Source organism: Micromonospora sp. NPDC000121, assembly GCF_042899165.1.
Classification (GTDB): domain Bacteria; phylum Actinomycetota; class Actinomycetes; order Mycobacteriales; family Micromonosporaceae; genus Micromonospora.
In genome coordinates this window covers 240260-262959 of sequence record NZ_JBIAZP010000011.1, presented here as the reverse complement: position 1 = coordinate 262959, position 22700 = coordinate 240260, and the positions used below count along the sequence as shown (strand labels likewise).

Below are 22700 nucleotides of genomic sequence, written 5' to 3'. Positions count from 1 at the left end.
GCTCTCGTGGTGACGTGCTGCCGACACCCCGCACACCTCGGCAGCACCGATAATCCCAAAACGGACTTACGGGCACAGAGGTCGCTCTAGGCTCCCAAGCAGGTTGTTTCCGTCTGCCTCGGGAGTCCGGGTGAGCGTTGAGAAGTTGGTCGTCATCGGCCAGGGGTACGTCGGCCTGCCACTGGCCATGCGCGCCGTCGAGGCCGGCCTGGACGTGATCGGCCTGGACGTCGACTCCGACCGGGTCAAGCGGCTCGCGTCGGGCGAGTCGTTCGTCGAGGACATCCCCGCCGACCGGCTGGGCCGGGCGCTGGCCAGCGGCCGGTACCGCCCGAGCGCCGAGTACGCCGACGCCGAGGGCTTCGACATCTGCGTCATCACGGTGCCCACGCCCCTGCGCGACGGCACGCCCGACCTCAGCTTCGTGGAGCAGGCCGGCATCGGCATCGGCCCGTACGTCCGGCCGGGCTGCGCGGTGGTGCTCGAGTCGACCACCTACCCCGGCACGACGGAGGAGCTGCTGCGCCCACTGCTGGAGTCGGCCAGCGGGCTGCGCAGCCCGGGCGACTTCCACCTCGGCTACAGCCCCGAACGGATCGACCCGGGCAACCGCACGTGGCGGCTGGAGAACACCCCGAAGGTCGTCTCCGGGGTGGACGCGGACTCCCTGGCCCGGGTGGACGGGTTCTACCGTCGCATCGTGGAGCGGACCGTGCCGGTGGGCTCCACCCAGGTGGCCGAGCTGACCAAGCTGATCGAGAACACCTTCCGCCAGGTCAACATCGCACTGATCAACGAGCTGACCATGCTCTCGCACCAACTGGACATCGACGTCTGGCAGGCGATCGAGGCGGCCGAGACCAAGCCGTTCGGGTTCATGCCGTTCCGGCCCGGCCCCGGCGTCGGCGGGCACTGCCTGCCGATCGACCCGTGCTACCTGTCCTGGCAGGTCAAGCGGCGCCTCGGGCGGCAGTTCCGGTTCGTCGAGCTGGCCAACGACATCAACCACGAGATGCCCGAGCACGTGGCGCAGCGGATCATGGGCGGGCTGAACCGGACCGGCCGCACGATCAGCGGGGCCCGGCTGTTGCTGCTGGGGCTGGCGTACAAGAAGAACACCGGCGACATGCGTGACTCCCCCGCCGTCGACGTGGCCCGCCGCCTGCAGGCGCTCGGCGCGGACGTGCGGGCGGTGGAGCCGTACGCCGAGCCGCACCACATCCCCGGCGGGGTCCTCGTGGTGGAGCTGACCGAGCGGGAGGTCCGGGCGGCCGACGCGGTGGTGGTGGTCACCGACCACGACGCCTTCGACTACGACCTGGTCGTGCGGCACGCCCGGTACGTCTTCGACTCCCGCAACCGGTGCTCCGGCCCGATGGTGGAGCGCCTCTAGACCCGGCACCGCTGGCCGGTCCCGCCACCGCGGTGGGCGGCGGGACCGGCCGGCGGGTGTCACTGGTCGCCGAGCGCCTCGACCACCGGCCGGGCCAGCGCCCGGCGGGCCGGCAGCACCGAGGCCGCCAGGGCGGCCGCCACGGCGACCCCGAGGATCAGCCCGAGCTGGCCCAGGGGCAGCACCACGGCGAAGTCCCCGCTGATCCGGGCCAGCAGGGCCATCGCGGCCGCGCTGACGCCGGTGCCGAGACCGACCCCGAGCAGCGCGCCGACCAGCGCCATCAGCACCGCCTCGACGGCCAGCACGACCCGCATCCGGCCCCGGGTCAGGCCCACCGCCCGCAGCACGGCGTTCTCCCGGGTCCGCTCCACCACCGACAGGCTCAGCGTGTTCGCCACGCCGACCAGCGCGATCACCACGGCCAGCCCGAGCAGCGCGGTGACGAACGCGAGCATCATGTCGACCGTGCCGGTGAGCATCTTCTTGTACGCCCCCTGGTCCATCAGGTTGGCCGTCGGGTAGCGGGCGACCACCGCCTCGATGGCGGCCCGGGCCTGGTCGGCGGTGACGCCGTCGGCGGGGTCGATCTCGGCCAGGTAGCCCCGCTCGGCGGGGAAGAGCGCGGTGAAGTCGGCGTCCACCACGTCGATCACGTGACCGGCCGGGACCGAGCTGCCGGCCAGGGCCGGCCCGTCGTCGGTGACGACCGCGGCCACCCGGAACGAGCGGCCCCGCACGGTGACGGTGGAGTCGGTCGTCCAGCCCCGCGCCTGCGCCAACTCCCGGTGCACCAGCACCGACCCGGGCGCGAGCCGGTCGACGTCGCCCGCCACGACCCCGGTCAACGTCCGGCCGACCAGGGCGGGATGGGCGGCCCGGACCTCGACGCCGGCGGTGACGGCGCTGCGCTGCTCGTGCACCACCGCCAGCTCGGGCCGGGCGCGCAACTCGCCGACCAGCGGCGCGGGCAGGTCCCCGCCGATCCCGGTGACCAGCCAGTCGACCCCGATCTCGGCGTCCACGCTGCGCTCGATGCCGTCCTTGGTGCTGCGCGCGCCCACCACGAACGCCGACACCAGCCCGATGCCGATGACCAGGGCGGTCGCGGTCGCCGCGATGCGACGCGGGTTGCGCACCGCGTTGGCCACGGCCAGGCCGGCGGTGGCGCCGAACAGCTTCCGGGCGGGCCAGCCCAGCACCCGCACCAGCGCCGGGACGAGCACCGGCCCGAACAGCACGATGCCGAAGAAGGTCAGCACCCCGCCGAGCGCCACCAGCACCACCTGGACGGCGGACGCGGCGGCCACCAGCGCCGCGATGCCGGCGACGAAGACCAGCGCACCGACGGCGAGCCGGAACCGGCCGGCGCCGCGGGCGGGCTGGACCGCCGCGTCGGTGAGCGCGGCGATCGGCGGCACCCGGGTGCCCCGCCACGCGGGCAGCAGGGCGGCGCCCACCGTGATCGCCGTGCCCAGCAGCAGGCTGAGCAGCACGGTCGGGGCGGTGAGGGTGAGCCCGCCAGAGACCGGCGCGTCCAGTCGCGTCATGAGCTGGCTCATGCCGCCGGCCAGGGCGACGCCCAGCAGCACGCCGGCCGCGGAGGCGACCGCGCCGATCACCGCGGACTCCAGCAGCGCCGCCCGGAACAGCTGCCCCCGGGTCGCGCCGACGAGCCGCAGCAGCGCCGTACGCCGGATCCGTTGGGCGAGCACGATGGCGAAGGTGTTGGCGATGACGAACCCGGCGACCACCACCGCGACCCCGGCGAAGGTCAGCAGCACCATGTTGAACTGCTCCAGGTTGCGGACCGCGTCCTCGACGGCGTCGTCGAGGATGCGGTGGCGCGTCTTGACGGTCGCGCCGGCTCCGGCGGTCTCGGCGACCCGGTCGACCAGCGCCGCGTCCGAGACCCCGGGACGGGCGGCCACCATGATCCGGTCGTATCCCCGCTGGCCGGTCACGGCCATGGCGTCCGCGCCGACCAGGCCGATGAACGGGCCGCCGACGTCGCGGGCGGTGCCGGCCACGTCGACCGTGCCGACCAGGGTGTACGGGCGGGCCGCTCCCCCGCTGCCGCCGACGCGTACGGGGCCGCCGAGGGTGAAGCCCTCCTCGGCCACGGTGGGCGCGTCCAGCACCACCTCGCCGGGGCGGTCGGGCAGCCGGCCGGCCACCACGTCGTACGAGCGCAGCGCCTCGTCGACGGGGATCGCGGCGAGGACGGCGTAGCCGAGCACGGGGCGGTCGTCGGCGCCGACGATCCCGCCGGAGCCGAGCAGTTCGCCCTCCGCGGCGGCGACCCCGTCGAGCGCGCGCACCCGGTCGACCAGCGCGCCCGGAAGGGGGTTCCTGGTGGCGGAGTACACGGCGAGGTCGGTGTGCCGGTCGAACGTGCCGGCCCGGTCGTACGCTCCCGCGCGCATCCCGTCGACGAAGATCAGCGTGCCGGCGATGAAGGCGACGCCGAGCACGATGGCCAGCGAGGAGAGCAGCAGACGCAGCGCCTCGGCGCGGAGCTGGCGCAGGGTCAGCCGGATCACCGGGCCACCGCCTCGCGGCCGGCGGCCGGCACGCGCGCCGAGTCGAGGCCGGCGAGGGTGTCGAGCACCGCCTCCGCGGTCGGCGCGGTGAGGTCCCGCACCGGCCGGCCGTCGGCCAGGAAGACCACCCGGTCGGCGTGCCCGGCCGCCATCGGGTCGTGGGTCACCATGATCACGGTCTGGCCGAGGGTGTCGACGGCCTCGCGGAGCAGGCGCAGCACCTCCGCGCCGGAGCGCGAGTCCAGGTTGCCGGTCGGCTCGTCGGCGAAGATCACCCACGGCTTGGTGATCAGCGCGCGGGCCACCGCCACCCGCTGCTGCTGCCCGCCGGAGAGCTCGGCGGGCCGGTGGCCGAGCCGGTCGGCCAGCCCCACCGCGGCGACGACCTGACGCAGCCAGGCCCGCTCCGGCCGGCGGCCGGCGATCGCCAGCGGCAGCACGATGTTCTCCTCGGCGGTCAGCGCCGGCAGCAGGTTGAACTTCTGGAACACGAAGCCGACCCGGTCGCGGCGCAGCAGGGTGAGCCGCTTGTCGTCGAGCCGGGAGAGGTCGGCGTCACCGATACGTACGCTGCCCGCGGTGGGGCGGTCAAGGCCGGCGAGGCAGTGCATCAGCGTGGACTTGCCGGAGCCGGACGGGCCCATGATGGCGGTGAACCGGCCGGCGGCGAAGTCGACGTCCACGCCGTCGAGGGCGACGACGGCGGCCTGGCCGGAGCCGTACCGCTTGGACAGGCCGCGGGCGGAGACCGCGACGCCGGCGGTGGCGTGCGCGGGAGGTGCGACGGACACGTGGAGCTCCCCGTGAAGATCGTGACTGGGACGTCTCCGACGCTATGGGCGCGGCGGCCCGCGGGCGTCCACCCGCGCGCTCGACCCTGCTGCGACCGCAGGCGGCCCCGACGGGCGGACCCGTACGACCTGGGTCGTACGCCGCCTCAGCCGCCGGGGGTGACCAGCCCACTCTCGTACGCCAGCACCACCGCCTGCACCCGGTCGCGGAGCTGGAGCTTGGCCAGGATCCGCCCGACGTGCGTCTTCACGGTCGCCTCGGCGACGTGCACCCGGGCGGCGATCTCGGCGTTGGAGAGCCCCTGCGCCACCAGCAGGAGGATCTCCCGCTCCCGCTCGGTGAGCTGGGCGAGGCGCGGATCCTCGGCGGGGCCCGGGCCGAGCCGGCCGGCGAAGCGGTCGAGCAGCCGGCGCGTGATGGACGGGGCGACCACCGAGTCGCCCTGGGCGACCACCCGGATGGCGGCGAGCAACTCCTCCGGCGGGACGTTCTTGAGCAGGAAGCCGCTGGCGCCGGCCTGGAGCGCGGCGAAGGCGTCCTCCTCGGTGTCGAAGGTGGTGAGCACGAGCACGCGGGGCGACCCGGCGGGCCGGTCCCGGCAGATCCGGCGCGTCGCCTCCACCCCGTCCATCGTCGGCATCCGGACGTCCATCACCACCACGTCGGCCTCGACCCGGGCCAGCACCCGCAGCGCGTCGGCGCCGTCGATCGCCTCGCCGACGACCTCCAGGTCGGGCTGGGAGTCCAGCACCATCCGGAAGCCGGCGCGGACCAGCGCCTGGTCGTCCACGATCACCACGCGGACCGTCATGCCGCGATCACCTCCGTCGTCCCGGGCGTCGACGGTAGCGGCAGCCGCGCCTCGACCTGCCAGCCCCCGGCCAGTCGCGGGCCGGCGGTGAGGCTGCCGTCGTACACGCTCACCCGCTCGCGCATGCCGACCAGGCCGTGCCCGCCGGACGGGGCCGGGCTGACCGGCGGGCGGCCGCGCCCGTCGTCGAGCACCCGGGCCACGACGGCGTCGCGGGAGTGGTCGAGGGTGACCTCGACGCCGGCGCCGACCCCGGCGTGCTTGAGCGCGTTGGTCAGCCCCTCCTGCACCACCCGGTAGAGGGTCAGCTCCAGCCCGGCCGGCAGCGGCGCGGGTTCCCCGGTGACCGTGTGGCGCACCCGCAGGCCGGCGGCGCGGAACCGGTCGAGCAGGGCGGGCAGCTCGGTCAGCGCCAGCCGGCGGTGCTCCGGGTCGGCGGCCACCCCGGCGCCGCCGGGTTCGTCCGCCGCGCCGGGGCCGGCCGTCGCGTCGGGCGGGCTCGGCTCCCGCAGTACGCCGACCAGCCGGCGCATCTCCTCCAGCGCCTGGCGGCCGGTGTCGGCGACCACCTTCACCGCGTTCCTGGCGGTCTCCGGGTCGCGGTCGAGCATGAACCGCGCCCCGTCGGCCTGCACGATCATGACCGCCATGCTGTGCGCCACCACGTCGTGCAGCTCCCGGGCGATGCGGGTGCGCTCCCCGGCGACGGCGGCGCGCGCCTCCGCCTCGCGTTCCCGCTCCAGGGTGGCGGCCCGCTCCTCCAGGCTGAGCACGTAGAGCCGGCGGGTCCGCACGTTGAGCGCGACCAGCCAGACCGCCCCGGTGACCAGCCCGATATAGATCGCGGTCGCCCACCAGGCGACGGTGCTCTCGGTCTGGATGGCGGCGAGGACCACCCCGACGGCGGCGGTGATCCCGGCGAGGATGCCGTCGCGGAGCCGGTCGGCGTACTTCACGACGCTGTAGAGGGCGACCAGCACCGCGACGTCGAAGGCCAGTGGGCCCCAGCCGGCGAACACCTGGACCAGCGCGAGCACCGCCACGGCGGCGGCGACCGCCGACGGGTGGGACCGGCGGAACAGCAGCGCCACCGCCATCGCGGCGCCGACGAGGGCGGCCTTCCACCCACCGGGCTGGTTCACCAGGCCGGCGAGGCCGAAGAGCACCACCAGGCCGGCGACGAAGACGTCGAAGGCGACGCTGCGCAGCGGGCGGCCGAAGATCGTGCGGTTCACGGTCACCCAGCGTACGTGCCGCCGCCGCGCGGCCGGTCACCCGCGCGGACGGGACCGCCGCGGCCGGGTCACTGGGCCAGCACGTCGCGCATCCGGTCGATCTCGACGGCCTGCTCGGTGGCGACGGAGTTGGCGAACTCCGACAGGGTGAGGTCGGCGCCGACCTTGAGCAGGTCGGTGGCCATCTGGACCGCGCCCTGGTGGTGCTCGGTCATCATCCGCACGAAGAGGCGGTCGAACTCGGCGCCCCGGGCCGCCGCGAGCTGGCGCATCGCCTCGGGCGACTGCATGCCCCGCATGGTGCCGTGGTCGTGCCCCGGCACGTCCGGGGAGAGCCCGCGGGCCTGCAACCAGCCCCGCATCATGCCGATCTCCGGGCCCTGGCTGGCCCTGATCCGCTCGGCGAGGGCGCGCAGGTCCGGGTCGGCGACGCGGTCCGGGGCCAGCTCGGCCATCTCCAGGGCCTGCGCGTGGTGCGGGATCATCATCCGGACGAACCAGACGTCCATCGAGTTGTGCCGGGACGTGGGGGCGGCGTCGCGCAGCTCCTCGGCGCGGCGCACCGCGGCGGTCTCCCCCGGCCGACCCGGCACGATCACGGCGGGCCGGGCGGGATCGACGGGCGCCGAGGCCGAGGCGGGGGCGGCGACCGGCGGCGCGGGTGGCGCCGTCGATCCGTCGCCGGACCGGGACAGGACGACGGCCACCACCGACACCACGAACACGGATGTGACGACGGCCAGGATCCGTGCGCGCCGGTTGGTCATGGGCCACTCCCCCCGGTAGAGGTCATGGCGATCGTATCCATTGACGGAGACGACTACATGTGACCCAGATCACATCGATGACCCTCATCGGACGGTAAGGTGTCGACAATCGTCATCCCCTTGCGAAGGGCCTCGCCGATGATCAGACTTCGCACTGCGCGGGCCCGGCGGCTCACCACGGTGAGCCTGGCCGCGGCCGGCCTCCTCCTCGCCAGCGTCGCCACCGCCCCACCCGGGACTGCCGGGGTGGCGGCGCCCTCCGGCACGGTCGACCCCGCCTACACCATCCCCGGCATCGACGAGATCGTCAGCAGCCCCAACCTGCGGCAGGTCGCCAACCTGCCGAAGCAGGCCCCGCTGAACGCCACGAACAGCGACCTCGCCTTCCAGGGCCGCTACGCCTTCGCCGGCAACTACAACGGGTTCGTCATCTACGACATCTCCCAGCCGACCGCGCCGACGGTCGTGTCGCAGGTGTACTGCCCCGGGTCGCAGAACGACATCTCCGTCCACGACGACCTGCTCTTCCTCTCCACCGACGCGCCCCGCAGCGACGACTCCTGCAACAGCACCGGATCGTCGGCGACGGTCAAGGAGTCCTGGGAGGGCATCAGGGTCTTCGACATCAGCGACAAGGCCAACCCGCGCTACGTCAAGGCGGTGGAGACGGCCTGCGGCTCGCACACGCACACCCTCGTGCCGGGCACGGACCGCAAGGCGGTCTACCTGTACGTCTCGTCGTACAGCCCGCGGGCGGAGTTCCCCGACTGCCAGCCGCCGCACGACTCCATCTCCATCGTCAAGGTGCCGCTGAAGAAGCCCACCGACGCGGCGGTCGTCGCCACGCCGAACCTCTTCCCCGACGGCGGCTACGAGGGCCGCCCCGGCGGGTCGGCGACCACCGGCTGCCACGACATCACCGCCTACCCGGAGAAGAACCTGGCCGCTGGCGCCTGCATGGGTGACGGCATCCTGATGGACATCACCGACCGGGAGGCCCCGCGGGTCATCAACCAGGTCCGGGACACGGTCAACTTCGCGTTCTGGCACTCGGCCACGTTCAACAACGCCGGCACCAAGGTGATCTTCACCGACGAGCTGGGCGGCGGCGGCGCGGCCACCTGCAACGAGGCCATCGGCCCCAACCGGGGCGCGGACGCCATCTACGACATCACCGGCAGCGGCGACGCCCGGACGATGGTCTTCCGCAGCTACTTCAAGATCCCCCGGCCCAACGCCGACACCGAGACCTGCGTGGCGCACAACGGCTCGCTGATCCCGGTGCTCGGGCGCGACATCATGGTCCAGGCGTGGTACCAGGGCGGCATCTCGGTCTTCGACTTCACCGACTCGGCCAACCCTGAGGAGATCGCGTTCTGGGAGCGGGGCCCGCTGTCGACCGAGCGGCTGACCGGCGGCGGTTCCTGGTCCGCGTACTACTACAACGGCTACATCTACTCCAACGACATGCAGAAGGGCTTCGACGTCCTGAAGCTGACCGACTGGCGGACCTGGACGGCGAACCTCGTCCGCTACCGCGAGTTGAACGTGCAGACCCAGCCGAGCTACCTGGGCTGGTAGACGCACGACCGCGCCGACGGGCCCGGCCCTCCACCTCGGGGGCCGGGCCCGCCCGCGTTCCACGGTCACGGCGCGCCCGAGGCCCTGCCCGCGTCCCGGACGCCGGCAGGGACGGGACCGTGGGTCAGCTCACCGGGAGTTGGTAACGCCGCTCGCCGCCGCCGGTCGCGGTGGCCAGCCGGACCTCGCCGCTGCGCAGGCCGTACGTCACCGACCAGCGGGTGTGCGACTGGCGTACGTCGTTGAGGATCTCGAACGCCGCCGGGGCGTCCGCCGCGCCGCCCGCCCGGTCGAGGGCCGCGGCGATCACGCCGTAGCGGTGGTCGGCCCGACGGCGCTGCTCGTCCACCCCCACGACTGGCACGTTGGTCAGCGCCCGCCAGGCGCCCCGTCCCTTCTCCACCGACATCTTCCCGTCGACGAACTCGACCACCGCGGACGCCCCGGTCGCGTCGGCGAGCAGGTAGTGCAGCGGTGGCCCGTCGGTGAAATCGAGGTTGTACCGCTCGAACACGGCCACCGCCTCGTCCACCGTGGCCGCCTGGTCGAGCACCAGACGCTGGATGCGGACCGACCCGACGGTCGCCTTGCCGGGTTCGGCGACGGCCCGCGCGCCGTCGTCGGCGGCCAGGCCGACCGCCAGCCCCCGCTCGTTCATCCCGTCGAACGGCAGCAGCGGCGCGTTGAGCAGCCGCCGGTCGCCGGTCGGGTCGGGGCCCACCCCGAGGTAGGACATGTCCACCACAGAGATCGAGGCGTACCCGTCGGGAGGATCGGTGCGCAGCACCAGCGCCGGGTTGGCGTCCCAGTCGAAGTTGCGGGCGAACAACGGCCGGGCCGGGTCGCCGGTGGCGGCGAAGAGCGAGCAGCCGAACGCCTTCGCCGGGCGCGCGTCCGTGCCGACCGTCGCGTCGTACGCCCCGACATAGGTCATCTCGTACAACGGAAGGTCGTTGACCTTACGCAGGCTGGCCAGGGTCTTCTCGACCTCGCCCGGATCCTGCCGGGAGGCGCTGGGCGTGCCGGCGGGCGTCGCGGCTCCCGCGGGCGCGGGCGGCCCGGACTCCGCGCTGGAGCAGGCGGTCACGGCGAGCAGCAGGGCGACACCGGCGCCCAGAAGAGTCCTCCGCATATCTTCTGGACGCTAGGGCAGGAATCGAGGGTTGTCCACCGGCCGATCGGTCGCCCCGGCCGGAACGGCGAACAGGGGGATCAGGCGGTCGACGTCGAGCCAGGTGGTGATGCCGGTGACCAGTCCCGCGGACACGTCAAGCAGGACCAGCCCGAAGGGCGCGTGGACGCCGTCCGGGCCGGGGCGCGTCTGCCAGTACGCCGGCACGCCGTTCGCCTCGGCGGGCACGAGGCGGGCGCCCGCACACGACGCGTCCGGGGCGCGCAGCACCCGCCCGATCCGGTCCCGGCCGCCGATCCACCACGCGAAGGGCGGCATCGACATCGTCGCGTCCTCGTGCAGCAGAGCCACGAGCGCGGCCACGTCGTGCCGTTCGAACGCGGCACAGTAGCGGGCGAGCAGGTCGCGTTGGGCGGGGTCCGACGGACGCAGCGGCTCGCCGAGCGTCGGGCCCACCGCCCGCAACGTCGCCCTCGCCCGCTGCACCGCGCTGGTCACCGCCGCGACGGTGGTCTCCAGCAGGTGGGCGACCTCCTCGGCGGTCCAGCACAACACGTCCCGCAGGATCAGCACGGCCCGCTGCCGGGGCGGCAGGTGCTGCAACGCGGCGACGAACGCCAGTCGGATCGTCTCCCGCCGCACGACCAGCTCCGCCGGGTCGCCGTCGGCGGGCAGCACCCGGGAGTCCGGGACCGGCTGGACGAAGACCCGCTCGGACAGCGGCTCGCCGATGTCGGGCCCGCCGCCCGCCGGCCCGCCCAGGTCCACGGCGAGGGCCCGGCGTTGCGGACTGCGGAGCATGTCGAGGCAGACGTTGGTCGCGATGCGGTAGAGCCAGGTGCGCAGCGACGCCCGTCCCGGGTCGTAGCGGTCGAGCGACCGCCACGCGCGCACCAGCGTCTCCTGCACCGCGTCCTCCGCCTCGAAGCCGGAGCCGAGCATCCGGTAGCAGTAGCCGGTCAGCTCCGTGCGGAACGGCTCCAGCCGGGCCGAGGCTTCGCGGGTCGACGTCTGCGCCACCGGTCGACCATACGCACCGGCGGCGATGAGTTTCCGACGCTCAACGTACCCCCGACAACGTCACGCACCCGTGGGCGCCACCAGGCGACGTCGTCCACGGGGCGCTCTCGCACGACGTCGTCCGCGGGGCGCTCTCGCACGACGTCGTCCACGGACTCGACATCGCGGTGGGCCTGGGGCTGGACCGTCGTCGACCGGCGGAGCGCCGGTCAGCCGGCGGGGATCCGGTCGAGCTGCTCCCGGATCGCCTCGTCGGTCAGCGCCGGGCGGCCGCCGGGGTGGCCGACGGTGGCGCCGGCCGCCGCCACGGCGTACCGGGCGGCGCTGTCCCGGGACTCGCCGCGCAGCAGAGCTAGGGTCAGCGCCGCGACGAACGCGTCCCCGGCGCCGGTGCTGTCCACCGTGGGCGTCTCGCTCAGCGGCAGGAACAGCTCGCCGTCCGGCCAGACGAACGCGTTGCCCTCCCCGGCCACCTCGATCGCCAGCAGGGACGGGCCGCGCCGCAGCAGCTTGCGCCCGGCGGCGAGCCCGCCCTCGGCGTCGCGCGGCGCGTCGCCGGTGATGAGCTCGACCTCCTGCGCGTCGGCCCGCAGCACATCGGCGAGGGCGAGCAAACCGTCGGCGTCGGCCAGGTCGGTCGGGGCGCCGTCGAGCACGACCAGCCGGCCGGCCTCCCGGGCGGTCCGCGCCGCGACCGTGGCGGCCCGCGCCGGCTGCTGCAACTGCACCAGGACGGCCCGCGCGGCGCGCAGCACGTCGGCGGCCCCGGCCACGTCCTCGGGAGTGAGCAGGGTGGCCTCGGGCAGGTCCTCGAGGTAGCGCCAGCGGGCCCCGGCGTCGACCACGTCGACGATGAGCCCGGTGGGGGTGCCGGGCCGGCGCAGCACCCGCGCGACGTCGATCCCGTCGGCCCGCGCCTGCGCCAGCAGCCGCTCCCCCACCTCGTCGTCGCCGACCACGCCGAGCAGCCCGACCGACGCGCCGAGCTGGGCGAGCCCGACGGCCTGGTTGGCCCCCTTGCCGCCGAGCAGCTCGCGCCGCTGCCGCACGGGTGCGGTGCCGCCGGCCTCCGGCACCTCGTCCACCAGCAGCACGAGGTCCCGGGCCACCTGCCCGACCACCACCACGTCCAGGGTCATGCCACCGCTACTACCCCCGGCCGGGATCCGCCACGCAACCCCGGAGGCGTCACCTCACCCCGGCAGCGGGGCCTCGTCGCCCCGGGTGCGGCGCGGGCCGACCAGCCGGCGCATCATCGGCGCGGCGTTCCACTTCGCCGCGCCCACCAGGTCCCGGGCGTGCTCCAGCATGGTGTAGTCGGGCCGGGCCCGGCCGGCCGCGAGCGCCCGGTCGAGGTCGTTGCCGCAGCGGGTGAGCACGCTGTCGAAGTCACGGCGGACCGGTTCCAGCAGGTGGTAGCCGAACGACCGGTGCAGCCGGGCGAAGAGCGGCTTGTACAGCCTGGCCCGCTCGTGCAGGCCCGACGAGTACGACATCGGGTTCTTCGGCCGACGCCGGACGTAGTCGGGCAGCAGGTCGGCGAAGGCCCGCCGGACGATCCACTTCTCCTGACCCTCGCGCATCTTCAGCCCGATCGGCAGCCGCATCGCCAGTTCCACCACGCTCAGGTCGAGGAACGGCACGCGGGCCTCCACCCCGTGCCCCATGCTGGCCCGGTCGACGCGCTGCAACTCCGTACGACAGAGGTTGCGGATCCTGTGCAGGAAGAGCCGGCGGGACGCCTCGGGGCCGACCTGGTGGTACATCGGGTAGCCGCCGAACAGCTCGTCCGAGCCGTCCCCGGTCAGCACCACCTTCACGCCCAGCTCGTGCAGCCGGCGGAAGAGCGGCACGGAGACCACCGCGTTGATGATGTCGCCGTACTCGGTCAGCTCGGAGATCCGGATGGCCTCCCGGATGTCGGCCAGCCGGATGTCGCGCGGGCGCAGCTCGACCACCTCGTGCGCCACCCCCAGGTCGCGCGCCAGCCGCCGCGCGTACGCCACGTCGGGGCTGTCCGGCACCCCGACGGTGACGGCGACGCAGTCGGGGTGCAGGTCGCGCACGTGCAGCAGGGCCAGCGAGCTGTCCAACCCGCCGGAGAGCACCACCCCGACGGTGAGGTCGGTGTCCACCCGCATCCGGATGCTGTCGGTGAGGGCGGCACGGACGAGCAGGGCGGCCTCGTCCGGGTCGTCCACCACCGACAGCCCGTCGCCGAGGGCGAGCAGGTCGACGTACGCGCGCAGCCGGACCCGCCCGTCGGGCTCGGCCCAGCCGTGGTGCCCGGGCGGCACCTCGCCGATCGGGACGCCGTGCCCGACCAGCGCCTTCACCTCGCTGGCGACGTGCAGGCAGCCGGGCGTACGGGCCCAGTACAACGGCTTCACGCCGAGCGGGTCCCGGACCAGGTAGGCGCGGCCGGTGGCCCGTTCCACGACGGCGAAGGCGTACTCGCCGCGCAGCCGGGTGACCACGTCCTCGCCCCACTGGAGGAACGCGGCGAGCACGACCTCCGTGTCGCTCACGCTGCGGAAGCGGTGCCCGAGCCGGACCAGCTCCGCGCGCAGCTCGTGGTGGTTGAAGACCTCGCCGTTGTAGCAGAGCAGCCACCGCTCGTCCACGGAGGTCCACGGCTGCACCGCGCGCTCCCGGTCCACCACCTTCAACCGCCGGGTGCCGGCGAACAGGCCGTTCTCGTAGCGGGCCTCGGTGACCTCGCCGCGGGGGGCGAGGGTGGCGAGCGTCCGCCGGAAGATCGCCGGATCGGCCTCGGGGCCGAGGCTCAACGCGATGCCGCACATCGGCTCAGACCCCCATCTCGGCTTCGTACGCCCGGCGCAGCCGCCGGCTGCTGGCGGGCGCGAGGCACAGGTGCCACGCCTGCCCCTCGTCGACCACGTTGACCTCGCCGGCCCGTTGCCGGGCCAGCAGCAGCTCGGCGAGGGTGTCCCGGACGCCGAAGCGGCCGAACCACTCCAGCTCGACGTCGACCGCCCAGCCGAGGCAGTGGCCGCTGGGGACCATGGCGGCGTACCCGAGGCGGCGCAGCCGGTGCTGGTGCTCGGCGCTGCGGACCAGGCTGGTCACCCACAACGGCGGGGTGGCGGGCGGGGTGTTGGCGGCGAACTCCCGGCCGATGTCGTTGAGCAGCGCCACGACCTCCCGGCGGGCCCGCCGGAACCGCAGCCCAGCGGTGCGCGGCGTGGCGTCGGGCAGCAGCCGGCGCCGGGCCGCCCGCATCCCGCGCCCGAGCAGCGTCTTCGGCTGCTCGGTGTAGCGGAAGCGGAGCAGGTCGCGGCGGCGCAGCCACTCCAGGTCGACCAGGTCGGGGCTGGCGTCGACCTGGGCGTCGGTGAGGAAGGTCGGCGCGCCGCGCCACCACATCACGTCGACGCGGGAGAGCAGGTAGATGCGGACCAGTGCGGTGAGGTCGGCCGCGGAGCTGCGCGGGCTGGGCTGGTACCGGGCCATCTCCAGCAGCAGCGTCTCGCGGGCGCCGACGAGCCCCTGGGGCGTGGCGTCGAGCACCGCGGCGATGGCGGGCTCGCGCAGCCGGTCGTCGATCAGCACCTGCCGGGCCGCCGTGCAGGACGCGCCGGCCAGGGCGCCCACCTCGACCAGCAGGTCGGCGACGGCCGCCCGGTAGGCGTCGAGGTCCGGCGGGGCGGGGCGGGGCGGCGTGCCGGGCACCCGACGGCGGGCGCGGGCTGCGGGTGTGACGGAGGGCCCGGGCTGCTGCCCCGGACTTCGGCTGGGCACTCGCATGGTCGGGTCCTCTCTCCCGTCACGACATCACTGTGTGCATCGCCCTGCGCATACCGTAATCAGGCGCGACGGGATAAGTACGAACAATCCTCTTATCTCCTCCTAGGGGGCGGACCGATGCGTGGGCGGGCACGAACCGTTACGGCCGGGACGCGGCGCTCAACCGCTGCACCTCGGCGTACGAGGGCGGTTCCCGGTGCGGTGCGGCGCCGGACCGGACGGCGTCCAGGGTGCCCAGGGCGGCGCCGAGCGCGGCCCGGAACAGCAGCGACCCCGTGCTCACCCGGGCCACGCCGAGCGCCCCCAGCTCGTCGAGGGTGGGCCCGCCCGGGCGGTACAGCACGTTCAGCGGCAGGTCGATCCCGGCGACGAGGGCGCCGATGGTGTCGGCGTCCGGCGCCGCGGGCACGAAGATCCCGTCGGCGCCGGCGTCCGCGTAGGCCCGGGCGCGGGCCAGGGCCGCCGGCAGCGGGTCGGGCGTCCCCAGCCACCACGTGTCGGTGCGGGCGTTGACGAACAGGGCCGGCGCCGCGGCCTTGACGGCGGCCACCTTGGCCGCGGTCAGCGCCGGCGGGTCGAGGGTGCCGTCGGCCCGGCCGTCCTCGATGTTGATCCCGACCACCCCGAGGGCGGCCAGCTCGACCGCCAGGTCGGCCACGGCCGCCGGGTCGTCGGCGCAGCCCGCCTCCACGTCGACGCTCAGCAGCACCGGGAGGCCGCGCAGCGCCCGGGCCAGCCGGAGGTTCTCCGCCCGGGTGGCCGCCGCCGCGTCCGGCAGCCCGGCGGCCGCGGCGACCCCGAGGCTGGTGGTGCCGACCGCCGGATGTCCGCGCGCGGCGAACGCGGCGGCGCTGGCGTGGTCCCAGGCGTTGGGCAGCAGCAGCGGCCGGTCGGCGTGGTGCAGGGCGTGGAAGGCGGCGCAGCGCTCGTTCATCGGGATCCCCCTCGACACTCGTCGGCTCGTCGACGGTCACCGGGCGACGGTAGGGCCCGATTCCTTCGGCCGCCGCCGAACCGTCGGCCCTTCCCCGCGCGGCGGTCCCCGGTCGGGCGGACGCGAGCCGGTCAGGCGCGCCCGCCGCCAGCGTCCGGTGCGCCGTCGGGCGCGAGGTCGGCCGGGTCGAGGCCGAGCGCGGCGGCCAGCGCGGGGCCGCCGGCCGGGGTGAGCCGGACGGCCCGGCCGCCGCCCCGGGTGAGCCAGCCCACGTCGAGGAACCGGGCGCACAGCGCGGCGCCCAGCGCACCGGCCAGGTGCGGCCGGCGTTCGGTCCAGTCGAGGCAGTCGCGCATCAACGGGCGGCGGGCGGCCCGCAGCGGCGCGACCGGCACCCCGAGCCCGTCCAGCCAGCCCACCCCGGCCGGGGTCAGCGCCAGCCCGTCGGCGCCGTCGAGCAGGCCGCGGTCGAGCATCGTGTCCCGCAGCAGCACGCCGAGGCGGCCGGCCAGGTGGTCGTAGCAGGTGCGGGCGTACGCCAGGGCGGCGTCGGCGCGGACGGCGCGCAGCGAGCGGGCGGGCCGGGGCCGCGCCGGCGCGTGGCCGGCCAGGTCCTCGATCAGCTGGGCCACCGAGGGGCCGGCGAGCCGGACGTAGCGGTGCCGCCCCTGCCGTTCCTCGACGAGCAGCCCGCCCCGGACCAGGCGGGTGAGGTGGTCGCTGGCGGTGGAGGGCGCCACCCCGGCGAGCCGGGCCAGCTCGCCGGCCGCCCACGCCCGGCCGTCGAGCAGGGCCAGGCAGATGCGGGCCCGGGTGTCGTCGGCGAGCAGGGCGGCGAGCCGGGCCAGGGTCGGGCCGTCCGTGGCGGTGGTGGTCACGGGCCCATGCTGGCACGGACTCGTTCCGGTGCCCACCGAAGCGTCGCCCGCGCCTTTACAACGTTGTATCCAACGTTGTAGAAACGGTCCCAGTGATCCTGGTCGACATCTCTCCACCCGAGGCAGGTCTGATGGGACATCTCCGCCGCGCCGGCGCGCTCGCCGCCGTCATCGGTCTGGTCCTGGCCGGGACGGCGTCCGCGCCGGCCGCCGCCGCGCCCGACCCCCGCTACCGCAACCCGGTCTCGGCCGGGTTCGCCGACACCTTCGCCGACCCGGTGATCGTCCGTGGTGAGGACGGTTTCTGGTACGCGTACGGCACCACCGACCCGTTGCGCGAGGGCGAGGGCACCTTCCACCGGGTGCCCACCGCCCGCTCCGCCGACCTGGTCGACTGGACGTACGTCGGGGACGCCTTCGGCGCCGACCAGCGCCCGGCGTACGCGGCGCCCGGCGCCGGCTTCTGGGCCCCCGACGTGCGCCGGGTCGGCGACCGCTGGGTCATGTACGTGACCGTCACCGACACCACCGTCTCCCCCGAGGGCGGCGACTTCGCCGTCGGCGCGGCCACCGCGCCCACCCCGACCGGCCCGTGGACCTTCGCCGACGAGCCCGTGGTCGCGCCCCGCCCCGGCGGTGGCGGCGGCTGGCTGTGGACCATCGACCCGAGCCAGTTCACCGACGTCGACGGCCGGCACTACCTCTACTACGGCAGCTACTACGGCGGCATCTCCGTCACCGAACTCTCCCCCGACGGGCTGCGCGCCATCGGCACGCCGACGCTGGTCGCCATCGACAACAAGTTCGAGGGCAGCTACGTGCTGCGCCGCGACGGCTGGTACTACCTGTTCGCGTCGGCCGCCAACTGCTGCGCCGGCCCGGCCACCGGCTACTCCGTCCACGTCGGCCGGTCGAGGACCCCGCGCGGGCCCTTCGTGGACCGCGACGGCATCCCGCTGACCGCCTCGCGGGCCGGCGGCACCCCCGTACTGGCCCAGAACGGCAACCGCTGGATCGGCACCGGCCACAACGGCTTCCTGACCGACCTGTCCGGCCAGGACTGGATCGTCTACCACGCCATCGACCGGGCCGACCCGTACCTGGACGAACCGTTCGGCATCAACGAGCGGCCGATGCTGCTCGACCGCCTCGACTGGATCGACGGCTGGCCGACCGTGAACGCCGGCGCCGGCCCGTCGGAGGGCACCCGGCCCGCGCCGGTCACCACCGGCCGGGTGGACGAGCGCTTCGACGCCGGCCTCGCCGGCTGGCGGGGCACCGCCGGGGACTGGCGGGTCGCCGACGGCCGGCTCACCGGCAGCGGCACGCTGACCGGCCGTACGACCGTCGGCGGGGACGTGCGCGCGGAGGTCGACCTGCGGCCCGCCGCCACCGGCGCGGCCGGGCTCACCCTCGGCGACCGCGTCGCGGTGCGGGTGGACGCCGCCGCCGGCAGGCTGGTCGCCCGGGACGGCGCCCGCACCGCGAGCGCGCCGCTGCCCGCCGGCTTCGACGCGGCGGTCGGGCACAACCTCGCCGTCGAGGTACGCGGCCGGGACCTGACGGCCGAGCTGAGCCCCGCGCGCCTCGGCGACCAGGTGGCCGTGGTCTCGCTGCGGCTGGACCGCCCGGTCGTCGGCCGGATCGCGCTGACCGCCACCGGCGGGGACGCCGGGTTCGACAACGTGAGCGTCGCCCGGCTGCACCGGCCGGTGCGGCACGCCGTCCCCGAGCCCCGACCCGGTGCCCTGCTGCCGGCGTTCTCCGACGAGTTCACCGACGGGCTGGGCCCGGCGTGGCGGTGGGTCCGGCCGGACCCGGCGGCCACCGTGTCCGGCGGGACGCTGCGCTGGCCGGTGCAGGGCGCCGACCTGACCGGCACCGGCAACAACGCCGGCGTGCTGCTGCGCGACGCGCCGACGGGCGACTACGTCGTGGAGACGAAGGTGACGCTCGACCTCGGCGAGGAGACCGTGCGCAACTACCAGCAGGCCGGCCTGGTCGCCTACGTCGACGACGACCGCTTCGCCCGGCTCACGCAGGTCGCCATCTGGAACACCCGCCAGGTCGAGTACGGCTACGAGCTGCCCTTCGCCGGCCGGCCGGTCTACGGCGGCAACATCGTCGGCACCCCGGCGACCACCACCTGGCTGCGGCTGGCGCACCGGGTCGACCCGGTCACCGGCGAGCACGAGTTCCGGGCCGCCTCCAGCCGGGACGGGCGGAACTGGACGTGGGGCGGGGTGTGGACCTTCCCGGCCGACACCACCCCGCGCATCGGGCTGGTCGCCCACGGCGGCGCCGAGCCGGCGCTCACCGCGCAGTTCGACTACGTCCGCTTCCACCGCTGAGCGGGTCGGGGCCCCCGCCGTCGAGGGGCGGCAGGGGCCCGCCGGTTCTGCTCCTCGCGGCAGGGGCCGGCCAGCCCGTACGCCCGCGCGATCTCCGCCGGTGGGTGGATGTCGCGGGTCAGCGCTCGGTGCCGCCGAGCCGGCTGACGGTCCTGCTCGCCCCGTCGTAGCTGCGCCCGGCGACGAAGGCGCCGGTGGGGCGGTCGACGCCCGCCACCGCCCGGGCGAGCCGGCGGTCGGCGTCGCGGAAGCGCAGCGCCAGGCTCAGGTGCGGCACCCAGCGCCCCGGCGCGTGCCACGGGTTCTGTCCGCCGGCCGTGGCGAGGACGTCCCAGACCGCCGCGTGCAGCGCCGTCAGCTCCGGCGACGGGCGGAGCAGCCACACCAGCGGGGCGCTGCCGTCGAGGACCGCGATCCGGTCCAGCCGTACGGGCAGCGGCACCGCCGCGTCGACCAGGGCGGTCAGCCGCTCCCGCGCGCCGGGCGGGAACTCGTCCACGGAGGCGAGGGTCAGGTGCGGCCGGTTCGTCGGGTGGGTGTTGCGGGCGAGGCTGGGCAGCCCCGCCGCGGCCAGCCGCTGCCACGCCCCGCGCACCGCCGCCTCCAGACCGGGCGAGCAGACCAGTTCGACCGTACGCACTGCGCCAGGCTAACGGGCGGCCCGGTCAGAGCCAGCCGTTGTCCCGGGCCGTCCGCGCCGCCTCCGCCCGGCTCGTCGCGCCGAGCTTCTGCACCGCCGCGGCGAGGTAGTTGCGGACCGTGCCGCTGGACAGGTGGGCTCGGCGGGCCACCACCGCCACCGGGGCGCCGTCCTCGGCCAGCCGCAGCGTGTCCAGCTCGCGCGGGGTCAGCGGGCACGGCGGGATGGTCAGCGCGTCGGCGGCCAGCGCCGGGTCGACGTACCGGCCGCCGGCGTGCACCCGCCGGATCACGTCGGCGAGCGCCCCGCCGGGCGCGCCCTTGGGCAGGAACCCGCGGGCCCCGGCAGTGAGCGCGCGGGCCAGGTGCGCCGGCCGGCCCTGACCGGTGAGGATCACCACCGCGCAGGACGGCAGCACCCGGGCCAGCTCGGCGGCGACCTGGAAGCCGTCGGGGCCGGGCATCGCCAGGTCGACGACGGCCACGTCGGGGCGGTGCGCCAGGGCGGCGGTCACAGCGGCGCCGCCGTCGGCCGCCTGCGCCACCACCGTCAGGTCCTCCTCAAGGTCGAGCAGGGCGGCGAGGGCGGCCCGGATCAGCTCCTCGTCGTCGGCGAGCAGGACCCGGATCATGACGCCGTCGGGACGGTCGCCTCGACGGTGAAGACACCGTCCTCCCGGTACGTGCGCAGTTCCCCGCCGGCGGCGGCCAGCCGCTCGGCCAGCCCGCGCAGGCCGTGGCTGTGTCGGTCGGGCGCGCCGGCCGCGCCCGCGCCGTCGTTGGTCACCGTCATCCGCGCCACGTCCGCCTCCTGGTCGATCTCGATCCGGCACCAGCCGGCCCGGCTGTGCCGCAGCACGTTGGTGCCGGCCTCGCGGAGCACCGCCGCGAGCTGGGCGGACGCCTCCGCCGGCAACTCGTGGGCCGGCGGCACCACGGTGCACCGGACCCCGGAGGAGCGCAGCACCTGCCCGACGGCGTTCACCTGCTCGGTCAGGTCGACGCGGCGGTAACCGTGCACCGTCCGACGCAGCTCGGTCAGCGCGGTGGCGGCCAGCCGCTGCGCCTCGGCCGCCTCCCGGCCGGCCCGCTCCGCGTCGGTCGCCGCGAGCCGGGCGGCGAGTTCGGCCTTCAGCGCGATGACCGTGAGGTGGTGCCCGAGCAGATCGTGCACGTCGCCGGCGAAGCGCAGCCGCTCCTGCGCCGCCGCGAGCCGGGCCTGGGCGACCTGCCCCCGGCCGGCCTGCACCAGCAGCTCCCAGAACCACACCTGGAATCCGTTCACCGCGGCGATGCCGAGGCCGAGGCCGCCGCTGATCACCAGGGACCGACCGACCGGCGTCCCGGTCGCCGTCGCCACCGCCCCGGCAACGGCCGCGGTGGCCGCCGCCACCGGGGCCACCGTCCAGGGCCGGGCGACCAGCGGCACCGCGCCCACGACCACCGCGCCCAGCCACGCCCAGGTGGGCCACGCCCCGGTGGCGACCGGCGCCACCAACGGGACGCTCAGCACCGCCACGACGGCGAACGCCACGCGGCACCGGCGGCGGACCCGGTCCGCCACGTCCGGCGTGACGGTCGCGTACAACGCCACGGCCAGCACCACGGCGACCGCGGTGAGCCCCACCGCACCGAGCGCCACCCGCAGCCCCGCCGGCTCCCGGGTCAGCCCGACCGCCGGCAGGAACAGGCCGGAGGCCACCCCGGTGGCGAGGGACACCGTCGCGCCGGCCCGGGCCCGGCGCAGGCGCCGGTCGGGTCCGGACACCGTCGGGTCGAACGCCACGGTCCGAATCGTAGGGCCCGGCACCGACCCGCCGCCGTACGCGGGACGCACGGATCGGCGGTGCGTTTCGCACGGTCGACGGGTGACCCGGCGAGGGTGTCCGACGCGGCCACCCGGAAGCAGGCTCGATGGCATGACGGAGACGACGCCGAACGCCATCCCGACAACACCGCACGCCGGTCACGCGGGACCGCGCGCCGCGCTGCTGCGGCACCTGTTGGAGATGGCGCTGGCCATGATCGCCGGGATGCTGCTGCTCGGGCCGTTCCGCGCGGCCGTGGGCACAGCGCTCGGCTTCTCCCCCGACCTCGGACGGGCCGACGTCGGCGCCGTGCTGATGGCGACGGACATGAGCGTCGGCATGGCGGTGTGGATGCGGTACCGGAGGCACTCCTGGGCCGCCGTCGGCGAGATGACCGCGGCGATGTACCTGCCGGTGCTGGTGCTGTTCGTACCGTTCCGGGCCGGACTGATCGGCGCGGACGCCCTGCTTCTCGGCAGCCACCTGCTGATGCTCCCGGCGATGGCGCTCGCGGTGCTGCGCCGGCGCGCCGAGTACGCCCGGCACCCGGCCACCGCGCCCGCGGTCGCGCGTCACCGGCTCGTCGCGGCGCTGGCGCGCCGCTGGCCGACGGGGCTCGCGCTGCTGATGACGCTGGACATGCTCCTGTCCCCGTCGGTGCTTCCGGCACTGTTCCTGCTGGCGTTGCCGGCGGCCTACCTGGTCATCGGCGCGGCGCGCGGGCAGCTTGGCGAGCGCCGGGTGCTCGTCCTCCAGGTGGCCGGGCTGGCCGGCTGGGCGGCGCTGGCCCTGGCCGCCACCGTGGTCGACCACGGCCTGGCCGGCTGGCTGGTGGCCGCCGGCTGGTTCGGTCACGCGGCCTGGGACGTGGTGCACCACCGCGCGAACCGGGTCGTCCCGCGCGGCTACGCGGAGTGGTGCGCCGTCATCGACACGGTCGTCGGGGTCGCCGTCGTGCTGGCCCTGCTGACCCGCTGATCCCGCCCGTGCCGGGTCGCCGACACGGGGCGGCGACCCGGCACGGGCGGGCTGTTGTGCCGGTCGGCGG

Annotated in this window: 19 protein-coding genes; 4 read left to right on the top strand and 15 right to left on the bottom strand. The window is 75.4% G+C overall.

Annotated features, from left to right (window positions below):
- Positions 1-130: 130 nt before the first annotated feature.
- On the top strand, positions 131-1393 hold the full coding sequence (locus ACFY23_RS26880; RefSeq protein ID WP_350819403.1) for a nucleotide sugar dehydrogenase: 1263 nt from the start codon (positions 131-133) through the stop codon (positions 1391-1393).
- A gap of 59 nt (positions 1394-1452) precedes the next feature.
- Here ACFY23_RS26880 and ACFY23_RS26875 read toward each other — a convergent pair whose 3' ends face one another.
- The 5 genes from ACFY23_RS26875 to ACFY23_RS26855 form a co-directional block, all read right to left on the bottom strand.
- On the bottom strand, positions 1453-3936 hold the full coding sequence (locus ACFY23_RS26875) for an FtsX-like permease family protein (protein ID WP_350686547.1): 2484 nt from the start codon (positions 3934-3936) through the stop codon (positions 1453-1455).
- Complete coding sequence (locus ACFY23_RS26870; RefSeq protein WP_350819402.1) at positions 3933-4727, bottom strand: ABC transporter ATP-binding protein; 795 nt, start codon at positions 4725-4727, stop codon at positions 3933-3935. Before ACFY23_RS26870 ends, ACFY23_RS26875 begins: the two co-directional genes overlap by 4 nt.
- Before the next feature lie 146 nt (positions 4728-4873).
- Complete coding sequence (locus ACFY23_RS26865) at positions 4874-5539, bottom strand: response regulator transcription factor (protein ID WP_350686544.1); 666 nt, start codon at positions 5537-5539, stop codon at positions 4874-4876.
- Complete coding sequence (locus ACFY23_RS26860; RefSeq protein ID WP_350686542.1) at positions 5536-6780, bottom strand: sensor histidine kinase; 1245 nt, start codon at positions 6778-6780, stop codon at positions 5536-5538. The genes ACFY23_RS26865 and ACFY23_RS26860 overlap by 4 nt, the downstream gene beginning before the upstream one ends.
- Before the next feature lie 62 nt (positions 6781-6842).
- Entirely contained in the window at positions 6843-7541 is a 699-nt protein-coding gene (locus ACFY23_RS26855) for a DUF305 domain-containing protein (protein ID WP_350819400.1), read from the bottom strand.
- A gap of 138 nt (positions 7542-7679) precedes the next feature.
- Between ACFY23_RS26855 and ACFY23_RS26850 the strand changes: the two genes are divergently transcribed.
- Positions 7680-9122: a hypothetical protein gene (locus tag ACFY23_RS26850; RefSeq protein WP_350681485.1), complete on the top strand. Its 1443-nt coding sequence runs from the start codon at positions 7680-7682 to the stop codon at positions 9120-9122.
- A gap of 124 nt (positions 9123-9246) precedes the next feature.
- Here the strand turns inward: ACFY23_RS26850 and ACFY23_RS26845 are convergent, their stop codons facing one another.
- The 7 genes from ACFY23_RS26845 to ACFY23_RS26815 all read right to left on the bottom strand — a co-directional run bounded on the left by ACFY23_RS26845 (position 9247) and on the right by ACFY23_RS26815 (position 16854).
- Positions 9247-10254 carry a linear amide C-N hydrolase gene (locus tag ACFY23_RS26845; RefSeq protein WP_350819398.1) on the bottom strand — a complete coding sequence of 336 codons (1008 nt, stop codon included), beginning with the start codon at positions 10252-10254 and terminating at the stop codon, positions 9247-9249.
- A 12-nt stretch (positions 10255-10266) separates the two neighbouring features.
- The gene (locus ACFY23_RS26840) at positions 10267-11274 is read right to left on the bottom strand and encodes a sigma-70 family RNA polymerase sigma factor (RefSeq protein ID WP_350681489.1); all 1008 of its coding nucleotides are present in this window, start codon (positions 11272-11274) and stop codon (positions 10267-10269) included.
- 209 nt (positions 11275-11483) lie between these two features.
- Complete coding sequence (locus ACFY23_RS26835; protein ID WP_350681491.1) at positions 11484-12413, bottom strand: PfkB family carbohydrate kinase; 930 nt, start codon at positions 12411-12413, stop codon at positions 11484-11486.
- Positions 12414-12467: 54 nt separating this feature from the next.
- Complete coding sequence (locus ACFY23_RS26830; RefSeq protein WP_350681493.1) at positions 12468-14078, bottom strand: asparagine synthase-related protein; 1611 nt, start codon at positions 14076-14078, stop codon at positions 12468-12470.
- Positions 14079-14082: 4 nt separating this feature from the next.
- Entirely contained in the window at positions 14083-15042 is a 960-nt protein-coding gene (locus tag ACFY23_RS26825; RefSeq protein WP_350681495.1) for a DUF5715 family protein, read from the bottom strand.
- A gap of 139 nt (positions 15043-15181) precedes the next feature.
- Entirely contained in the window at positions 15182-15976 is a 795-nt protein-coding gene (locus tag ACFY23_RS26820; RefSeq protein ID WP_350681497.1) for an isocitrate lyase/phosphoenolpyruvate mutase family protein, read from the bottom strand.
- A 131-nt stretch (positions 15977-16107) separates the two neighbouring features.
- Positions 16108-16854, bottom strand: coding sequence for a winged helix-turn-helix domain-containing protein (locus tag ACFY23_RS26815; protein WP_350681499.1), 747 nt, complete (start codon positions 16852-16854; stop codon positions 16108-16110).
- 131 nt (positions 16855-16985) lie between these two features.
- On the opposite strand from ACFY23_RS26815, the gene ACFY23_RS26810 reads away from it, so the two are divergent.
- Positions 16986-19205, top strand: a complete 2220-nt coding sequence (locus ACFY23_RS26810) for a family 43 glycosylhydrolase (protein WP_350681501.1) — start codon at positions 16986-16988, stop codon at positions 19203-19205.
- Positions 19206-19323: 118 nt separating this feature from the next.
- Here ACFY23_RS26810 and ACFY23_RS26805 read toward each other — a convergent pair whose 3' ends face one another.
- The 3 genes from ACFY23_RS26805 to ACFY23_RS26795 are packed head-to-tail and all read right to left on the bottom strand — an operon-like array spanning position 19324 to position 21630.
- Entirely contained in the window at positions 19324-19845 is a 522-nt protein-coding gene (locus ACFY23_RS26805) for a 2'-5' RNA ligase family protein (protein WP_350681503.1), read from the bottom strand.
- Positions 19846-19870: 25 nt separating this feature from the next.
- Positions 19871-20476, bottom strand: coding sequence for a response regulator transcription factor (locus ACFY23_RS26800; protein ID WP_350681505.1), 606 nt, complete (start codon positions 20474-20476; stop codon positions 19871-19873).
- The gene (locus ACFY23_RS26795) at positions 20473-21630 is read right to left on the bottom strand and encodes a histidine kinase (protein WP_350681507.1); all 1158 of its coding nucleotides are present in this window, start codon (positions 21628-21630) and stop codon (positions 20473-20475) included. The genes ACFY23_RS26800 and ACFY23_RS26795 overlap by 4 nt, the downstream gene beginning before the upstream one ends.
- Before the next feature lie 133 nt (positions 21631-21763).
- On the opposite strand from ACFY23_RS26795, the gene ACFY23_RS26790 reads away from it, so the two are divergent.
- Positions 21764-22630, top strand: a complete 867-nt coding sequence (locus ACFY23_RS26790; protein ID WP_350681509.1) for a hypothetical protein — start codon at positions 21764-21766, stop codon at positions 22628-22630.
- Positions 22631-22700: the final 70 nt, after the last annotated feature.